The organism is Methylomonas subterranea, assembly GCF_024505185.1.
GTDB classification, from domain to species: Bacteria; Pseudomonadota; Gammaproteobacteria; order Methylococcales; family Methylomonadaceae; genus Methylomonas; species Methylomonas subterranea.
Genome location: NZ_JANIBJ010000023.1, coordinates 63,796 through 78,821, shown reverse-complemented (window position 1 = coordinate 78,821; position 15,026 = coordinate 63,796). Strand labels below are relative to the sequence as shown.

Here is a 15,026-nt window from a genome sequence, read left to right as displayed (position 1 = left end):
GCCATTGGCCGCCTTTTTTATGCCCATAAAAAAATCTATCCCACCCGCCCATCCGGACGCGACGCGCTTAAAATGGGTAGAAACTGATAGGCAAACAAGGAAAACGCCGCCAGCCAGCAATAACTCGAGACCAGAACAAAGCCGCCGTACCACCCAGGTAAAAGCGCGGGGAACAACACCCGTAATAAAGCCGCCAGATTGATCAACACAAATGCAATCGCCATCAGATTAGATGCTTTCAAAGCTCTGCCGGTATGCCCCAGGGAAACCCGCGCCATCATGCCCAGGGTCAAAACGCCGATACCGCCTACCGTAAAGGCATGCAGAGACAAGGACGACGGCACGATCCCGTAGGCCGACAAGGCCAGCAGGCCGAAACCCAAAATGACCCAGCCGTAGCCGATATACAGTACCCACAGCAAGGGCACGAACCAGATGCGGCTGTCGTACCACGCCGATACCCGCATCGCGTTCAGCGCCAGGGCCGCCAGCGCGGCCAACATCAAAACCAGCCCGGAAACACCCGATATCAGCAAAATAAACACACCCGCGCTTACCGCCACCGCGACCGCATCCAAACCCGGGTTGCGGATGCAGATCACCCCGGACAAACCGCGTTCGGTAAAAAATGGAAACACCCGTCCGGCAATCAGCAAAATCATCGTTACGATCAAGGCCAGCACCAGATTCAAGCCCACCATCGCGCCGGTTTCGCTGAAACCCAAAACTTGTGCGTGGATCAAAGCATTACCCGCGGCCATTAACAGCAACAAGCAGGTAAAAATCAGATTTTTGTAGTTACCGGTCCGTAGCAAGGGCTTACCAACAAAAAAAGCCAACGCCGGCAAAAACGCAAAATCGACGGCGGCGATCAACACGTCCGGCACCAACTCGGAATACAACGGCAACACGCGGCCGTAAATCCATAAAAAACACAAGGCAGCCAACTGATCCGGACGAGTGGTTTCCGTGTCGGTCCAGTTTCTGACCGCCGTCAACAAAAACCCGGCAATTACTGCGGTCGCATAGCCCAGCAACATTTCGTGAGCGTGCCAGAAAGTGGCCGGAAAATAGTTATCGATATGCAACGAACCGTTGGACAGCGAATTCCAAACCGCAATTAAAGCCAGGGCCGACAGCCCGGCCAAGGCGAAAAAGACCCTAAACCCCATGGCAAACAGCGGATAATCAAAAACCGGTTTGTTATTCATGCAACCTTTCCTCCAGCCAGTCGATTTCGTTATGCGTGAAGCCGGCGATTATACGCACTTCTCGATTGAACGGCCCCTTGGGTTTGCCCTGGTAACAAGCCAGAATTTTTTCCTTATATATATGCTCGGGCTCCAGACCGGCTTGCCGGCAAAAAACGTTAAACCAATACGATCCGCGTTCGACATGCCCTACCTCGTCCCGGTATATCCGCTGCAAAATAGCCACCCCGGCGTCGTCGCCGAAGGCGCGCAACTTCTCTATCATGGCCGGCGTCACATCCAGCCCGCGCGCCTCCATGCAACGCGGCACCACCGCCAGCCGCGCCAGAATGTCATCCGCCGTATCCACGGCGTGCGTCCACAAGCCCTTATGGGCAGGCAAATCGCCGTACCCAACGCCAAAGCTGGAAAGATGCCGTCTCAGCAACTCGAAATGAAGCGCCTCTTCATCGGCAATCTTGAGCCAATCCCGATAAAACGCTGCCGGCAAACCGCGAAACCGGTAGATGATGTCCCAAGCCAGATAAATCGCCATAAACTCGATATGCGCCAGCGCATGAAAAAAAGCCGCCTTGCCTTCAACGGTATCCAGCCGCCGGCGCGGCATGTCGCGCGGCATCAACAATAGAGGCTTATCCGGAAACAGCGTGCCGGCAATCGGCTTGGGCGGGGCGGTGGGCTCGAACGACAACCGACCTGCTTGCGCCAGCTGCCGGGCTTGATGGGTTGTTTCCAATTTGCGCGCAATGTCGGCATCGAATAAACAGCGCTCGGCTAAATCGAAAATAATGTTCAAGTTTTCTCCCTAAATCGTCGCCCTAACCAAATCAAATAGCCAAATCGTCCAGCGGACTGATGACGCCCTGCCCGCCCTGATTCAAAACATGGGTATAAATCATCGTCGTTTCCAGATCACCATGCCCCAATAAGGCCTGAATGGTTCGAATATCGGTACCGCGTTGCAGCAAATGCGTGGCAAAGCTGTGCCGAAAGGTATGCGCGGAAACCCGCTTGCCGAACCGCGGCCTTGATAGCCTTATTCACCAACGATTGATCGATATGATGGCGTCGAGTTGCGCCGGACAAGGGATCGACCGATAAGGAACGCGCTGGAAACACATATTGCCAGACCCATTCTCGCTCGGCATTGGGATACTTTTTAGCCAAGGCGTACGGCAAATACACCGCGCCGAAACCGGCCGCCAAATCCTGTTCGTGAATCGCCTTGACCTTTTCCAAATGATTCTGCAATAAAGGCATCAAGCTTGCCGAGAACGTGGTAACCCTATCTTTGTCGCCTTTGCCGGAACGCACGGTAATCTGCTTATAGCCGTAATCGACATCCCGCACCCGCAACCGGACAGCCTCGGTAATCCTCAAACCACTGCCGTATAAAAAGCTTAACCACCAACTGCGCCACGCCTTCCACGCGCGGCAAAACCTGCTTGACCTCGTCTATCGTCAACACCACCGGCACATGGCGACTGGTTTTGGAACGGATAGCCTCGATGCGCCGGGTCAGCGGCATATTCAGCACCTGTTTGTATAAAAACACCAATGCATTCATCGCCTGATTTTGGGTGGCCGATGCCACCTTGCGCTCTGTCGCCAGATAGCTCAAAAACGCTTCTATCTTGGCCTCGCTGTTTTCAAACAGCCCAGCACGCTCGTTCAGTTGATGAAACTTCACGAACTGCTTGATCCACTCGGAATAGGTTCGTTCGGTATGCAGCGAATAATGCTTGAGCCGCATGACGCGGCGAACATCTTCCAACAACGTCGGCGATTTTGGACTTGACATAAGATTATTAACAACTATAGTCAGGCGAAAATCTATTATATAGGCAAATCTGCCCGAATTTATGGCTAATATCGGATTATCAAGGCACATTTGCCAGGTTTGGGAGTTATCAGAGCAAAAGCGCCTGAAAAGCCGGGTAATATCAACTTATCGGGCAGATTTGCCTGATAATCAATAGTTAGATGCCACATCTCACCAAACGTCTCTTTGTCGGTTTCTTTTTCGTCATAAGCACAATGATGGAAGTTATCGCGTTAGGCAGACAGAGTGCTTGGAGCGGACCCTTGAATAAATGGTTGTGTGAACCTGGCAACCGCCCACCTATTCCTACTGTTTTAGATTCATTTGCTGCTGCCGGAGTGTTCGAGTGGCTATTGGCCATTGGGATTCCCTCATTCCTCTGTTTAGCTTTCCTATCCACATCAAAATCTCGGAATTCTCTGCTCATATGGTTGCCTGTGCTGGCTTTACATTTGGCAATTAGGGTTGATGCCCTTGGTGAATCATTTCGGCCGTGGGGAGCTTGTGGCTTACATAGAGATGGCGTATTCGGCGCCCTACTCCTCGACATCCTTCTTGTCGTTGTCACGGTATTTGGTAGTGTCATTTGGATAGCGTGGGGCGTTATAGCCACTCAGCGCCGTAAAAATGCCTAAGCTATCTAACCATTCGTTCCAAGGGACGCTCCGCCTAACGGCGCCGCGCCCCTGAACTCCACGTTAGGCTTTCTAGGAGCCTGTCCGACAATGTAGTCAATGAAGTTTTCGCCACAATATGCTGTGCTTGGATTTGGTGTTTGGCGCTATATATTGTGATCCATTTTTCTTATTTCCTATTCTCGGACAGGCTCCTAGGGTAAAGGTTGTTAGTTGGGGTGAACTTATGATACGCGTCCTATTCTTTGCGATAGTCTTTAGTTTCTCCGGTGCGGCTGCTGCATTAAATACTGTAGACATGTGTGTTAAATTTCCTTGGGCATGTTACGGCGTGTTGGAAGTTCAGGGGGAAGGGCAAAATATTCAAAAACCGCGATTGCGTGCTATTCGCTACCTTGATGGGGATACTGCCTTTGAAATCGAAGAAAAAGGAGTCGTTTCAAAAAGGCTGCATATTTTTCGTGCAAACCGCGCCGAATTTTTCTTTGGTGTTGAGCCATCAGCGATTATTTCTCCAAGAACTAATCCGGCAGCAAATCCGTTTGCATTTGTGGACATGGTTTTGGGAATTCCGGTGATGGTGTTACAAAAAGCGTTTCCTGGTGGACTCGCGACTGTCCCGGACGGAATATCACAGAAAATAGTTAATGTTGCGGTGGAGCATAAAGACGATAGCTTTACGTTGAAAACTGAGCGATTGACTTCAAAGCAGTTGCGCTATTGGATAAAAAGCAACAATAGCAACAACCCAGAACTTTTTGGACTTTGGGATGGTGACATACAAGTTCCTTTGTCAGATGATTTTCCTCTTTCGGATTGGGTACATGATGGTGATGCCAAAGTTAAAGATGCAGGTGAGGCACGTTCGTTAAATTCTGTTAAAAATTAAACACGTAAGGCGGATTCGGAGCGGTAGCGACAATCCGCCATGGCGCTAACCAAGGTGCTGGCCTCGACATGGCGGATTGCTATCGCGAATCCGCCCTACGCCCCATTCTGCCTGTACCAAGCGACACCCGAAATATGCAATTAGGTGCGCAAGGTATAACATTGTGTCGACCCGGACACTCCTACCGTCGCGACCCTCAACTCTACGTTATGTGTGAATCTGAAACGGCTTGATTATGAAGATTGAGAATATTGCAACAGAGATAGGAAATGAAATTCTGGTCAAGCTAAAAAATTGATGGCTGGAAAATATCTGATCAATACAATCGTCTTGCTTTTGACAAGGGTATCGATTTTGATAGTTACACTTTGAAAAAAGGCAAGCAGGAGTTGTATTTTGAGTGGAGCAATTGGTTTGAATGGGAAATCCAGGGTAGTCCGATTCAACAAGAAGAGGACGCTCTGTTCACGACCGCTAACCGCGACTTTCCAAGGCGCTTGAGAGATTTTTGATGAAACATCGACTAAGGCGAATCAAAGAGATACTGGATCATCCCTCAAACCGTAACGATCGCATTTCGGCGTTTCTTCGGTACCTCGGATGGAACGTGGGAAGACGCCTGTTAGATCAAGCAGACTATGTGATAAATATTGCACCCAAGGCCAGGGTGATTCTGTCCAATCGCGAAAACTACGCGACGCTGGCATATACATGCGGCTTGTACGACTTTGATGAAATGTCGTTCCTGACGGATTTTTTACGGCCCGGCGATATATTTGGCGACTTTGGCGCCAATGTTGGCGTATACAGCGTTCTTGCCGGTTCGCTGGGTGCGACAGTGCTGGCTGCCGAACCAGTCCCCGATACCTATGCTCGACTTCAGGAAAACCTTCGACTGAATTGCGTGGAAGGCCAAGCGGTTCGTTGCGGACTATCCCACACGGCGGGAAAACTGGGCTTCACCCTTGCCCTTGGTGGAATGAATCGTGTCGCAACGCCCAGAGATACTGAGACCATTGAAGTCGACGTGCTGACGGCTGATGAACTGGTCGCACAAACCGGCCTGTCGCCGCTAGTGGTGAAGATTGACGTCGAGGGATTCGAGTTGCCTCTGTTGCGGGGCAGTTGCGCTCTTTTGCCAAGCGTGGCGGCAATCATAATTGAGCTCAATGGCAGTGGCGGATTATATGGCTACTCCGACGACGAGGTGCACGCCTACTTAATTGCCGCTGGCTTTAGTTGCTTTGATTATTTGCCGGCGACACGAGAGCTCAATCCACGCAGCGATTTTCAGCGCCAAAAGTTCAACTCGCTTTACATCAATTTGAGAATGCTCGACGAAACGCGCTCACGATTCTCCCCTGGTGCCAACCTCTCAAACGGGTAAGGCCGAGTTTCACTCTGGCCCTTACCCCACGCTGTCCGGAGTCGGCAGGTGAAGTGTCGCTATTTTTGATCACATAACGCCGAAAACCTATAGCGATTGCGCATTTCGTCCTATCAGGTATTCCAGTTCCAGCAAGCCCATTTCCAAAGCATGACGGGCCCTATAGTGGGTGCTTTGGGCGAATGTTTCCACAATCTGCGCCTCTATGACGTCCTTGGTTTCGACCAACTCATCCTGATAGGCGCGCACATGCAGTTTACGGTTTTCACTGGCAAAGCCGACGGCTTCCCGGCTATCCCTGGTTTGTTCATTGGCGCTGCGAATACTTAGAAACTGCTGTTTGATCCGCAAGGCCATGGCTTGATCCAGCAAGATTTGCTGGCTTTCCAATTTGCGCTGTTGTGCCTTGGCCTGATTGACTCTGCCGGCGGTCTGAAAACCGTCAAACAGATTCCATTGCATGCCAACGCCAATCGTCCAGCCGTCCCGATTGGCGGCATTGGTCAAGCCGCCATGATACGGCGTCTGAATGTCATAGACCTCCGCCTGGACGCCTATCAGCGGAAAATACCCGCTACGCGCTTCGATAATTTGATCGTCGCTGATTTGCACAGCCAGTTTAAGCTGTTGAATATCCGGGTTAAAGTTACGCGCGGCTTCCACCAGCTGTTGTAAATCCGCATTGACGGGCGTGGCCGCTTCCGGCTCCGCGAGCATAAAGCTTTCGTCCCATCCCTGCCCCATGGCGTTACCCAGCGCCTCATGGGCCATTTCGCGCGCATATCTGGCTTCGCTCAACAAGGTGCGCGTCACGGCGGTAGTGGTCTTGGTACGCAGATAGTCGGTTTTTTTAACCTTTAACGATCCATGCTGGTAAAGCTGCTCGGTCAAGCCTTCCAATGCCTTGAAGCGCTCCAGCGTATCGTCGGCCAGCTTTTCCATTTGCCGGGCGAATTGCGCGGCATAGAAATATTTTTTGACGTCGCGCACCACTTCCAGGTTGGTTTTGCGCTGACCTTGTTCCGCCAGCTTGACGCCCTTCTCGGCTTGCGCCACCAAGGCTTCGCGCTTCAGACCGGTAAAAACCGGATAGGTCAAATTCAAGGAAGACTGCATCAAATCCCTGTCCGCCAGTTTGACGTCCATATTGATGGGGATGGGTTGCGCCAAGGCAGCGCCGACTTGGGGTCCCAGAGCGCCACCCAACGCGGCGGTCATATTCCGAGGCAAGCTAAATTGTCCATCCATGGCAAACGTCCTATCCTGGTCCGCCCGCGAGGCATTGACCTGGGCCGCGATTCGCGGCCAGTATGCAGACATGGCCTGTTGATACTGGGCTTCAGCCATGGCCAGATTGGCGGCGGACACATTCAAGGATTGGTGTTTTTCCAGGGCGATGCGTATACAGTCGTCCAGGCTTAATTGCCGTTGCGGGTCATTTTCCGCCCCCGCCACGGACAGAGTTAAAAACGTCAAGACCAAGGAAGGAGCAATTTGCTTTAGGGCCATGGGTTAAAGTTCTTTAAACTGATCGCGTATATGCAGGATTTCATCGAAATTTTCCAGGAACAGGTCGACCAGTTCCGGATCGAACTGGCTACCCTTATTTTGGATTAAATAGCGAATAATCTCCTGGTCCGGCCAGGATTCCTTGTAAATACGGCGGGTACTCAAGGCGTCGAACACGTCCACCAAACTGACTATTCTGGCCTCGATGGCAATGTGTTCGCCGACCAAGCCCGCCGGATAACCACTACCGTTATATTTCTCATGATGTTCATGGGCAATGGTTGCAGCCATTTTAATCAGCGGTTTGTCCAACTTATTCAGCAATTGAAAACCCAAGTCGGCATGTTTTTTCATGATTTGAAATTCGGAATCAGATAATTTATCCGGCTTATTCAGTATATTATCCGGTATACCTATTTTTCCGATATCGTGTAGCGGTGAAGCTACTTTTATCATGGCGGCATATTCTTCGCTGAGGCCGTATTTCAGCGCCAAAAACTCGGAGATCAAGGCCACGCGCTTAATATGAGAACCGGTTTCCTGGCTGCGGTTTTCGACCACCTCGCCGAGCACATAAATCAAATCCTTTTGATTTTCTATAATGTCTTCGTTTAATTGAATGGCTTCGCTGATATCATGACTTAAACTCATCAAGGAATGAATATCGCCCTGCTGATTATGTATGCCGACGATGACAGTGCTTAGCGTGCGCAACAATCCACCCTTGCCGGTTATCTTCATAATCCTGGAACTAAACCCCTGCTCGCCGACTTTTTTTAATATACGCTCCTTAAAGTCGGTGCAATCCTGTACCAGATCCCATAGCGATTGCCCAATCAATTCGTCCACCTTGTAATCCAAAGTGGCGCTGAAATTTCGATTGGCACTGATAATCTTGCCGTCGGTATCGATCACGCATAGCGATGTACCCACTTCCAGCGCGCGTTCATATTCCCGCAGGTAATGTTTTTGTTCGCTTAAATCCTGTTTTAAATTGAGCGCCAGGCGTTCGAATTTCTCGTAGACTTCAGTCATGTCCACCATCAATGCCACGAATTCTTCCACCTCGTTATCCGGGTCCGCCACGGCAATCACGCTGGCGTCCACCACGTAAATGCCACCGGCCTTGGTCTTCTTTTTCAGCAATCCCTTCCATTTACGGGCTTCCATTACCGTTTGTTTCAAATCGTCCAAAATATCCTGTTGGCCGGCATCCTCGAATCCAAATAAATAATGCCGCCCCAATAATTCGTTTTCCGAATAACCGGACAACTCGCAAAAATGCTGATTCACATAGGTGATATTGCCGTTTAAATCAACTTTTACCACTATGGCTTTTTCATCCACCAATAATTTATATTGCTCCAGCAGCTTACGGTTTTGTTCGGCCTCTCGGGCCAAATTCATCTGACCGGTAATTTCAGACAACTTATTTAACAAGCGCTCAACGCTGATAGGCTTGGTAATGTAATGCTGAATTTCCAATTCCAGCGCTCTGAACAAATACTCAACATCGTTATACGCACTTAAAACTACAATCTTTTGCTCGGGATTGATGATTTTAATATCGGCCGCCATTGATAAACCGTTCATTTCCGGCATTTGAATATCGGTAACCACAATATCCGGTTTATATTGTTTATAGAAAGCCAATCCTTCCTTGCCGTTTTTCGCCGTATATAGCTCCGCCACATACAATTCCAAAATGGATTGTAATTCTTCCCTTGTTTCCAAATCGTCTTCGACATATAACACGCGTATGTCAGACAAATTGTTGTGAGCTCTGATATTTGTCATTCGATGCTAAAATAAATTGTCTTTAAATATATTGCGTTAAAAGCCGGTAATTTCATTACTCTGAAAGTAAAAAATCGGGCGGGTACGGTTGCTTGTTGGACAGGCGTCGGCAACAAGGATGCTGCCGTCGAGCATACACGGACGTATTTACGGCGTCCTGTCCGGCGAGGAACCGTACCCAACTGCACTACTTTCATTTGCCGGGGCGATCGCCAGACCTTCATGAACGTTACTCTGAAAGTCATGCTGGGAGCAACGCATAGTCCCGATTCGCAAGGCCATCATCGCGACTGTGCATCGCTGCTACGAGTCTGTCTTTCAGTTGCCGGGGCGATACACCAGTTTCATGATCGTTACTCTGAAATTCATGGTGGTATCGACGCATCGTCGCGATTTGCAAGGCCATCATCGCGACTGTGCGCCGCTCCCACGGGACTGTCTTTCATTTGCCGGGGCGATTGCCGAGCCTTCATGAGCGTCAGGGTTAAATCCTTGACATTCGTGGTTCCGAAAATCCGCCAAAACCGGTGCGGTACGTACCGGCAGCCTTTCGTATCCGTACCGATACGGTCACCACCAAGCAGGAGGCCATGCAAGCTAATTCCCGCTTAATGTGACCAGCCTTATCATTTCGCTTCGATATTTTCTCACATTGATTTAGCGCTTGCTTACATACCAGAAAAACCTAGAAATCTTGGAGGGGGAGAGAACGCTGCGTGACTGCGCCGTAACAATCGCGCAAGCGTCCGACAGGTGGAGCCATAATTCCAACTATTTGGCCGAATGACCGGCCAAAATCAACGTGCACTGACGCCGATTGAGCTCGAAATTGTAGGCGCTATCTCAGCACCCCTGGCGCGGAACTGTAGCTATCCAAAACCTGCACGTAATTGGCGCGCTCGTACAGGCTAGGATCAATGGCGTGTTGCTGGCTGACGCTGCCTTTTAACTGACCGATGGATTGGTATTCGTGCTCTTGCAACCAGCCGAGCAATTCGGTGTGCATTTCGGATAAACGCTCTATACCCTTTTCCAGCAATACGCTGCACAGATGCACCACATCGGCCCCGGCCAACAAGGCCTTAATGACGTCCGCCGTTTCATGGAAGCCGCCGGTCACCGCCAACGACATATTGACCCGGCCATATAACAGCGCGGTCCAGCGAATACGCAGCAAGGCCTCCTGGGCAGTCGACAATTCCAGCCTGGGCACCACCTGCAAAGTTTCCAGATCGATATCCGGCTGATAAAAACGATTGAATATGGCGATGCCGTCCGCCCCGACATCTTGCAAGCGCCGGGCAAAATGTATGGGGGAACTGAAGTGCGGCGACAGTTTCAAGGTCAAAGGAATGCTGACCTGACTTTTTAATTCGCGCAGAATATCCAGATAGCGGTTTTCCACCGCGATACTGTCTTCATGCGCATTGGCCGCCAAATGATAGATATTCAGCTCCAGAGCATCGGCACCGGCCTGCTGCAAGGCCACGCCATACTCTATCCAGCCGCCCAACGAAGTGCCGTTCAGGCTGGCAATTACCGGAATGGTCAACGCGGATTTGATTTGCCGCAAGTGCTCGAGGTATTGCTCCTGATAGGTCAGCACATGATCGGGCACGGGGTGAAAGGAATCCGCTTCGCCATGCCCGATAGCCTGCCCATAAAAAAAACGCGACATCTGTTGCAACTCCGCCTCAATTTTCTCTTCAAACAAGGACGGCAATACAATCGCCGCGGCACCCGCATCCTCCAATTTACGAGCACTATCCAGGTTTTTTCCCAGCGGAGAGGCCGAAGGCACCAAGGGATGAGCCAGTTTCAGGCCCAAATACTCCGTTGTTAAATCAACCATGATCGGTCTCCTTGGCAGTGTCGGTAGTCAGTTGCGCCTTTAGTGCCGAAACACTGGTGGCTTCGTTCCATTCCAGTTCGGACAGTTGTTTGTAATAACGGTAGCGATTTTTCACATCCTGCTGGGCCTGCTTTAAAAAGCCTTCGGCGGCATCGGGATGCGATTGCCACAGCATGCTGAAGCGGGTCTCGCTCATGACGAATTCCCGGTAAGGCACGGACGGTTCCGCCGAATCCAACTGCATGGGATTTTTGCCCTGTTTGATGCGATTGGGATTAAAGCGAAACAGCGGCCAATGCCCGCTTTTGACCGCCAGATTTTGCTGGCGGTGATTGTTGGACATATCCACGCCGTGGGCAATACAAGGCGCGTAAGCAATGATGATGGACGGGCCGTCATGCGCCTCGGCTTCGATAAAGGCATTCAGAGTCTGAATATCCTTGCCGGCATACGCCACATGGGCGACATAAACATTGCCGTAATCCATCGCCAACAAGCCTAAATCCTTTTTGGCCACGGCTTTACCGCCGGCGGCGAATTTGGCCACCGCGCCCAGCGGGGTGGATTTGGACATTTGCCCACCGGTATTGGAATACACTTCGGTATCCAGCACCAATATATTCACGTTGCGGCCACTGGCCAGCACGTGATCCAATCCGCCGTAACCGATGTCGTAGGCCCAACCGTCGCCGCCGATGATCCAGACGCTTTTTTTGCATAAATAATCAGCCAGTTCCAGCAGGCTTTGCGCGGCCGGGTCGGACAATGTCCGCAGAACCTGTTTCAATTCGGCCACCCGTTGCCGTTGTTCGTAAATGCCGGCCTCGTCGGACTGATCGGCCGATAGCAGCGCATCGACCAATTCGCTGTTCAACTTGGCGCGCAAGCCTTGCAGCAGTTCGCGGGCAAACTCGCTTTGCTTGTCTATGGATACCCGCATGCCGAGGCCGAATTCGGCATTGTCCTCGAACAGTGAGTTGCTCCACGCCGGACCGCGGCCTTCCGGATTTTTGGTCCATGGCGTAGTGGGTAAATTGCCGCCGTAGATGGACGAACAGCCGGTGGCATTGGCCACGATCATGCGGTCGCCGAATAATTGCGAGGCCAGTTTTACATAGGGCGTTTCGCCGCAACCGACACAGGCGCCGGAAAACTCGAACAAGGGTTGCAGGACCATGGCCCCCTTGATGGTATTGACCTTCAGCTGCCGTCTGTCGTATTCCGGCAAGGACAGGAAGAAATTCCAGTTTTCCCGCTCCGGTTCGCGCAAGGGCGTTTGCGGGTGCATGTTCAAAGCCTTGCGGCTGGCATTGGATTTGTCCCGAATCGGACAAATATCCACGCACAAACTGCAACCGGTGCAGTCTTCCGCCGCCACTTGATAGGTCATCGCCAATCCGGCCGGAAAATCCTTGCCCAACATCGGTGCATGCTTAAAGGTTTCGGGGGCATTCTCCAGCGCCTCCAGCGGATAGATCTTGCTGCGAATCGCGGCATGCGGGCACACCATGGCGCATTTGCCGCATTCGGTGCATAAATCGGTTTCCCACACCGGGATTTCCAGCGCCAGATTGCGCTTTTCATAAGCCGTGGTGCCGGTTGGAAAGGTACCGTCCACCGGCATGGCGCTAACCGGCAGCAAATCGCCGCGGCCGGCAATGATTTCCGCCGTGACGCGCTTGACGAACTCAGGCGCCGATTCATTGATGTGGCCTTGAATATCGAACTGGCTGCTGGTTTGTTTAGGCAGGCTGACTTGCCGCAAGCCGGCCAGGGTCTCGTCAATGGCTTTAAAATTCAGCTCGACGATACGGCGGCCTTTTTTGCCGTAGGTTTTTTCCACCGCATGTTTAATGGCTTCGATAGCCTGTTGCTGCGGCAGTACGCCGGAAATGGCGAAAAAGCAAGTCTGCATGATGGTATTGATGCGTTTGCCCATGCCGCATTTTTCCGCCACGGCATAGCCGTCGATCACGTAAAAACGGATGTTTTTGGTCAACATTTGTTGCTGCATGGTTTTCGGCAAACTGTCCCACACCTTGTCGGCGGGCTCGGGGGTATTCAACAAAAACACCGCATGGTCGGCGGCGTTGACCAGCATGTCATAGCGTTCAAGAAAAATAGTCTGATGGCAACCGATGAAATTAGCGTCGTTTTCGCCGATCAGATAAGTGGCCTTGATCGGCTTGGGGCCGAAGCGCAAATGCGACACCGTGATGGCGCCGGATTTCTTGGAGTCGTAAACGAAATAGCCCTGGGCGAAATCCGCCGTTTCCTCGCCGATGATTTTGATGGTGTTTTTATTGGCGCCCACCGTACCATCGCTGCCCAAGCCATAGAACATGGCCTGGAAGATACCCTGATGCATATCGGTTCTGAAGCCGGCATCCCAAGGCAGACTGGTGTGGGAAACGTCGTCGTCGATGCCGATGGTAAACTGGTTTTTTGGATGCTCCTGTTTCAATTCGTCGAATACCGCCTTGATCATGCCGGGGGTAAACTCCTTGGATGACAGGCCGTAGCGTCCGCCCACCACCTTGGGCATGCCGGCGAATTTGCCGTTGGCGCGGCAAACGTCCTGGGCAATGGCGCCCAAGACATCTTTGTACAATGGCTCGCCGTCGGAACCGGGTTCCTTGGTGCGGTCCAGTACCGCGATTTTGCGGCAAGCGGCCGGCAAGGCGGCGAGAAAATGTTCGGCGGAGAAAGGCCGGTACAAACGTACCTTGAGCAGGCCGACCGATTCGCCTTGCCTATTTAAATAATCCAGGGTTTCTTCAGCGGCCTCGGCGCCCGACCCCATCAATATCATCACCCTTTCCGCATCCGCCGCCCCCAGGTATTCGAACAAGCGATATTGGCGTCCGGTAAGCTCGGCAAAACGGTCCATGGCATTGCTCACAATCTCGGGCAAATCCCGATAAAACGGATTTACCGCTTCCCTGGCTTGAAAATACACATCGGGATTTTGCGCGGTGCCGCGCAGCACCGGATTTTCCGGGGTCAGTGCTCGACTACGAAACGCACTGACCCATTCCTGCTGTATCATGCCGCGCAGCACCTCGTCATCGATAGTGATCAGTTTTGCCACCTCATGCGAAGTTCGGAAACCGTCGAAAAAATGCATGAAGGGAATCCGGCCTTCCAGGCTGGCGGCGTGGGCAATCAAAGCGAAATCCTGTACTTCCTGCGGAGAGTTGGAACACAGCATGGCAAATCCGGTCATGCGCGCGGACATGACGTCGGAATGATCGCCGAAAATGGAAAGGGCCTGACAAGCCAGCGAGCGGGCGGCGATGTGAAACACCGTCGGACTCAATTCGCCGGCGATTTTGTACATATTCGGCAGCATCAGCAACAAACCTTGCGATGCGGTAAACGTGGTGGCCAGAGTGCCGGCCTGCAACGCGCCGTGTATGGCACCGGCCGCGCCAGCCTCGCTTTGCATTTCCACAACTTGCGGTACCGTGCCCCACAGATTGGTTTGTCCGCGCGAAGACCATTCGTCGGCCCATTCGCCCATGGGCGAGGAAGGCGTTATTGGATAAATGGCAATCACTTCGTTTAATTTATGGGCAACACTTGCCGCTGCCTGATTACCGTCAATGGTAAGTGTTTGCTGGATTTGCATATAACAACCTTTTCACTGAGAAGAAGACGGGGCCGTTAACGGAGCGCCCCAAAGCTGTGTCCTTTATATTGCATTATAGACCCGTGCCAAGGCCGCGCAAAACCGCCAAGAAAATAGAGCGGCCGGTCTTAATCGGCGGCACGGATGAGCCCGCGGGCCGCTTGAATGAAAGCTTAGATCACATTCCGCGCCGGTGTGCCGGCAAGGGACCTATTGGCGGAAAACTGGCGATAAAAGGCATGAAATTGTTGATGCCGGCATGCTCGAGTTACCCACAATAGCTGTGGATAACT

The 15,026-nt window shown here is 51.8% G+C and carries 10 protein-coding genes and 1 pseudogene; 3 read left to right on the top strand and 8 right to left on the bottom strand.

Translation table 11 applies throughout. The features are described 5' to 3' along the window. Positions 1-35 precede the first annotated feature (35 nt). The 4 genes and pseudogenes from NP590_RS13225 to NP590_RS13210 form a co-directional block, all read right to left on the bottom strand. Complete coding sequence (locus NP590_RS13225; protein WP_256602950.1) at positions 36-1,211, bottom strand: NnrS family protein; 1,176 nt, start codon at positions 1,209-1,211, stop codon at positions 36-38. Further along, positions 1,204-2,007 carry a ferritin-like domain-containing protein gene (locus NP590_RS13220; protein WP_256602949.1) on the bottom strand — a complete coding sequence of 268 codons (804 nt, stop codon included), beginning with the start codon at positions 2,005-2,007 and terminating at the stop codon, positions 1,204-1,206. Before NP590_RS13220 ends, NP590_RS13225 begins: the two co-directional genes overlap by 8 nt. Positions 2,008-2,038: 31 nt before the next feature. Continuing rightward, a pseudogene (locus NP590_RS13215) lies at positions 2,039-2,591 on the bottom strand (integron integrase). Next, positions 2,536-3,012: a phage integrase N-terminal SAM-like domain-containing protein gene (locus tag NP590_RS13210; RefSeq protein WP_256602948.1), complete on the bottom strand. Its 477-nt coding sequence runs from the start codon at positions 3,010-3,012 to the stop codon at positions 2,536-2,538. Before NP590_RS13210 ends, NP590_RS13215 begins: the two are co-directional and overlap by 56 nt. Before the next feature lie 236 nt (positions 3,013-3,248). Between NP590_RS13210 and NP590_RS13205 the strand changes: the two genes are divergently transcribed. From NP590_RS13205 to NP590_RS13195, 3 genes are all read left to right on the top strand, one after another. Further along, complete coding sequence (locus NP590_RS13205) at positions 3,249-3,668, top strand: hypothetical protein (RefSeq protein WP_256602947.1); 420 nt, start codon at positions 3,249-3,251, stop codon at positions 3,666-3,668. A gap of 226 nt (positions 3,669-3,894) precedes the next feature. Continuing rightward, positions 3,895-4,557, top strand: a complete 663-nt coding sequence (locus tag NP590_RS13200) for a hypothetical protein (protein WP_256602946.1) — start codon at positions 3,895-3,897, stop codon at positions 4,555-4,557. 511 nt (positions 4,558-5,068) lie between these two features. Beyond that, positions 5,069-5,944: an FkbM family methyltransferase gene (locus tag NP590_RS13195; RefSeq protein WP_256602954.1), complete on the top strand. Its 876-nt coding sequence runs from the start codon at positions 5,069-5,071 to the stop codon at positions 5,942-5,944. Positions 5,945-6,031: 87 nt separating this feature from the next. Here NP590_RS13195 and NP590_RS13190 read toward each other — a convergent pair whose 3' ends face one another. From NP590_RS13190 to nifJ, 4 genes are all read right to left on the bottom strand, one after another. Beyond that, the gene (locus NP590_RS13190) at positions 6,032-7,453 is read right to left on the bottom strand and encodes a TolC family protein (RefSeq protein ID WP_256602945.1); all 1,422 of its coding nucleotides are present in this window, start codon (positions 7,451-7,453) and stop codon (positions 6,032-6,034) included. Positions 7,454-7,456: 3 nt separating this feature from the next. Further along, positions 7,457-9,223, bottom strand: coding sequence for an HD domain-containing phosphohydrolase (locus NP590_RS13185; RefSeq protein WP_256602944.1), 1,767 nt, complete (start codon positions 9,221-9,223; stop codon positions 7,457-7,459). An 865-nt stretch (positions 9,224-10,088) separates the two neighbouring features. Then, positions 10,089-11,102 carry a dihydroorotate dehydrogenase-like protein gene (locus tag NP590_RS13180; protein ID WP_256602943.1) on the bottom strand — a complete coding sequence of 338 codons (1,014 nt, stop codon included), beginning with the start codon at positions 11,100-11,102 and terminating at the stop codon, positions 10,089-10,091. Continuing rightward, entirely contained in the window at positions 11,095-14,733 is a 3,639-nt protein-coding gene (nifJ, locus tag NP590_RS13175) for a pyruvate:ferredoxin (flavodoxin) oxidoreductase (RefSeq protein WP_256602942.1), read from the bottom strand. Before nifJ ends, NP590_RS13180 begins: the two co-directional genes overlap by 8 nt. Between the last annotated feature and the right edge of the window lie 293 nt (positions 14,734-15,026).

Coding starts and splice junctions, on each gene's coding strand:
- NP590_RS13225 (WP_256602950.1), bottom strand. CDS start 1,211: ATGAATAACAAACCGGTTTTTGATTATCCGCTGTTTGCCATGGGGTTT.
- NP590_RS13210 (WP_256602948.1), bottom strand. CDS start 3,012: ATGTCAAGTCCAAAATCGCCGACGTTGTTGGAAGATGTTCGCCGCGTC.
- NP590_RS13205 (WP_256602947.1), top strand. CDS start 3,249: ATGATGGAAGTTATCGCGTTAGGCAGACAGAGTGCTTGGAGCGGACCC.
- NP590_RS13200 (WP_256602946.1), top strand. CDS start 3,895: ATGATACGCGTCCTATTCTTTGCGATAGTCTTTAGTTTCTCCGGTGCG.
- NP590_RS13195 (WP_256602954.1), top strand. CDS start 5,069: ATGAAACATCGACTAAGGCGAATCAAAGAGATACTGGATCATCCCTCA.
- NP590_RS13190 (WP_256602945.1), bottom strand. CDS start 7,453: ATGGCCCTAAAGCAAATTGCTCCTTCCTTGGTCTTGACGTTTTTAACT.
- NP590_RS13180 (WP_256602943.1), bottom strand. CDS start 11,102: ATGGTTGATTTAACAACGGAGTATTTGGGCCTGAAACTGGCTCATCCC.
- nifJ (WP_256602942.1), bottom strand. CDS start 14,733: ATGCAAATCCAGCAAACACTTACCATTGACGGTAATCAGGCAGCGGCA.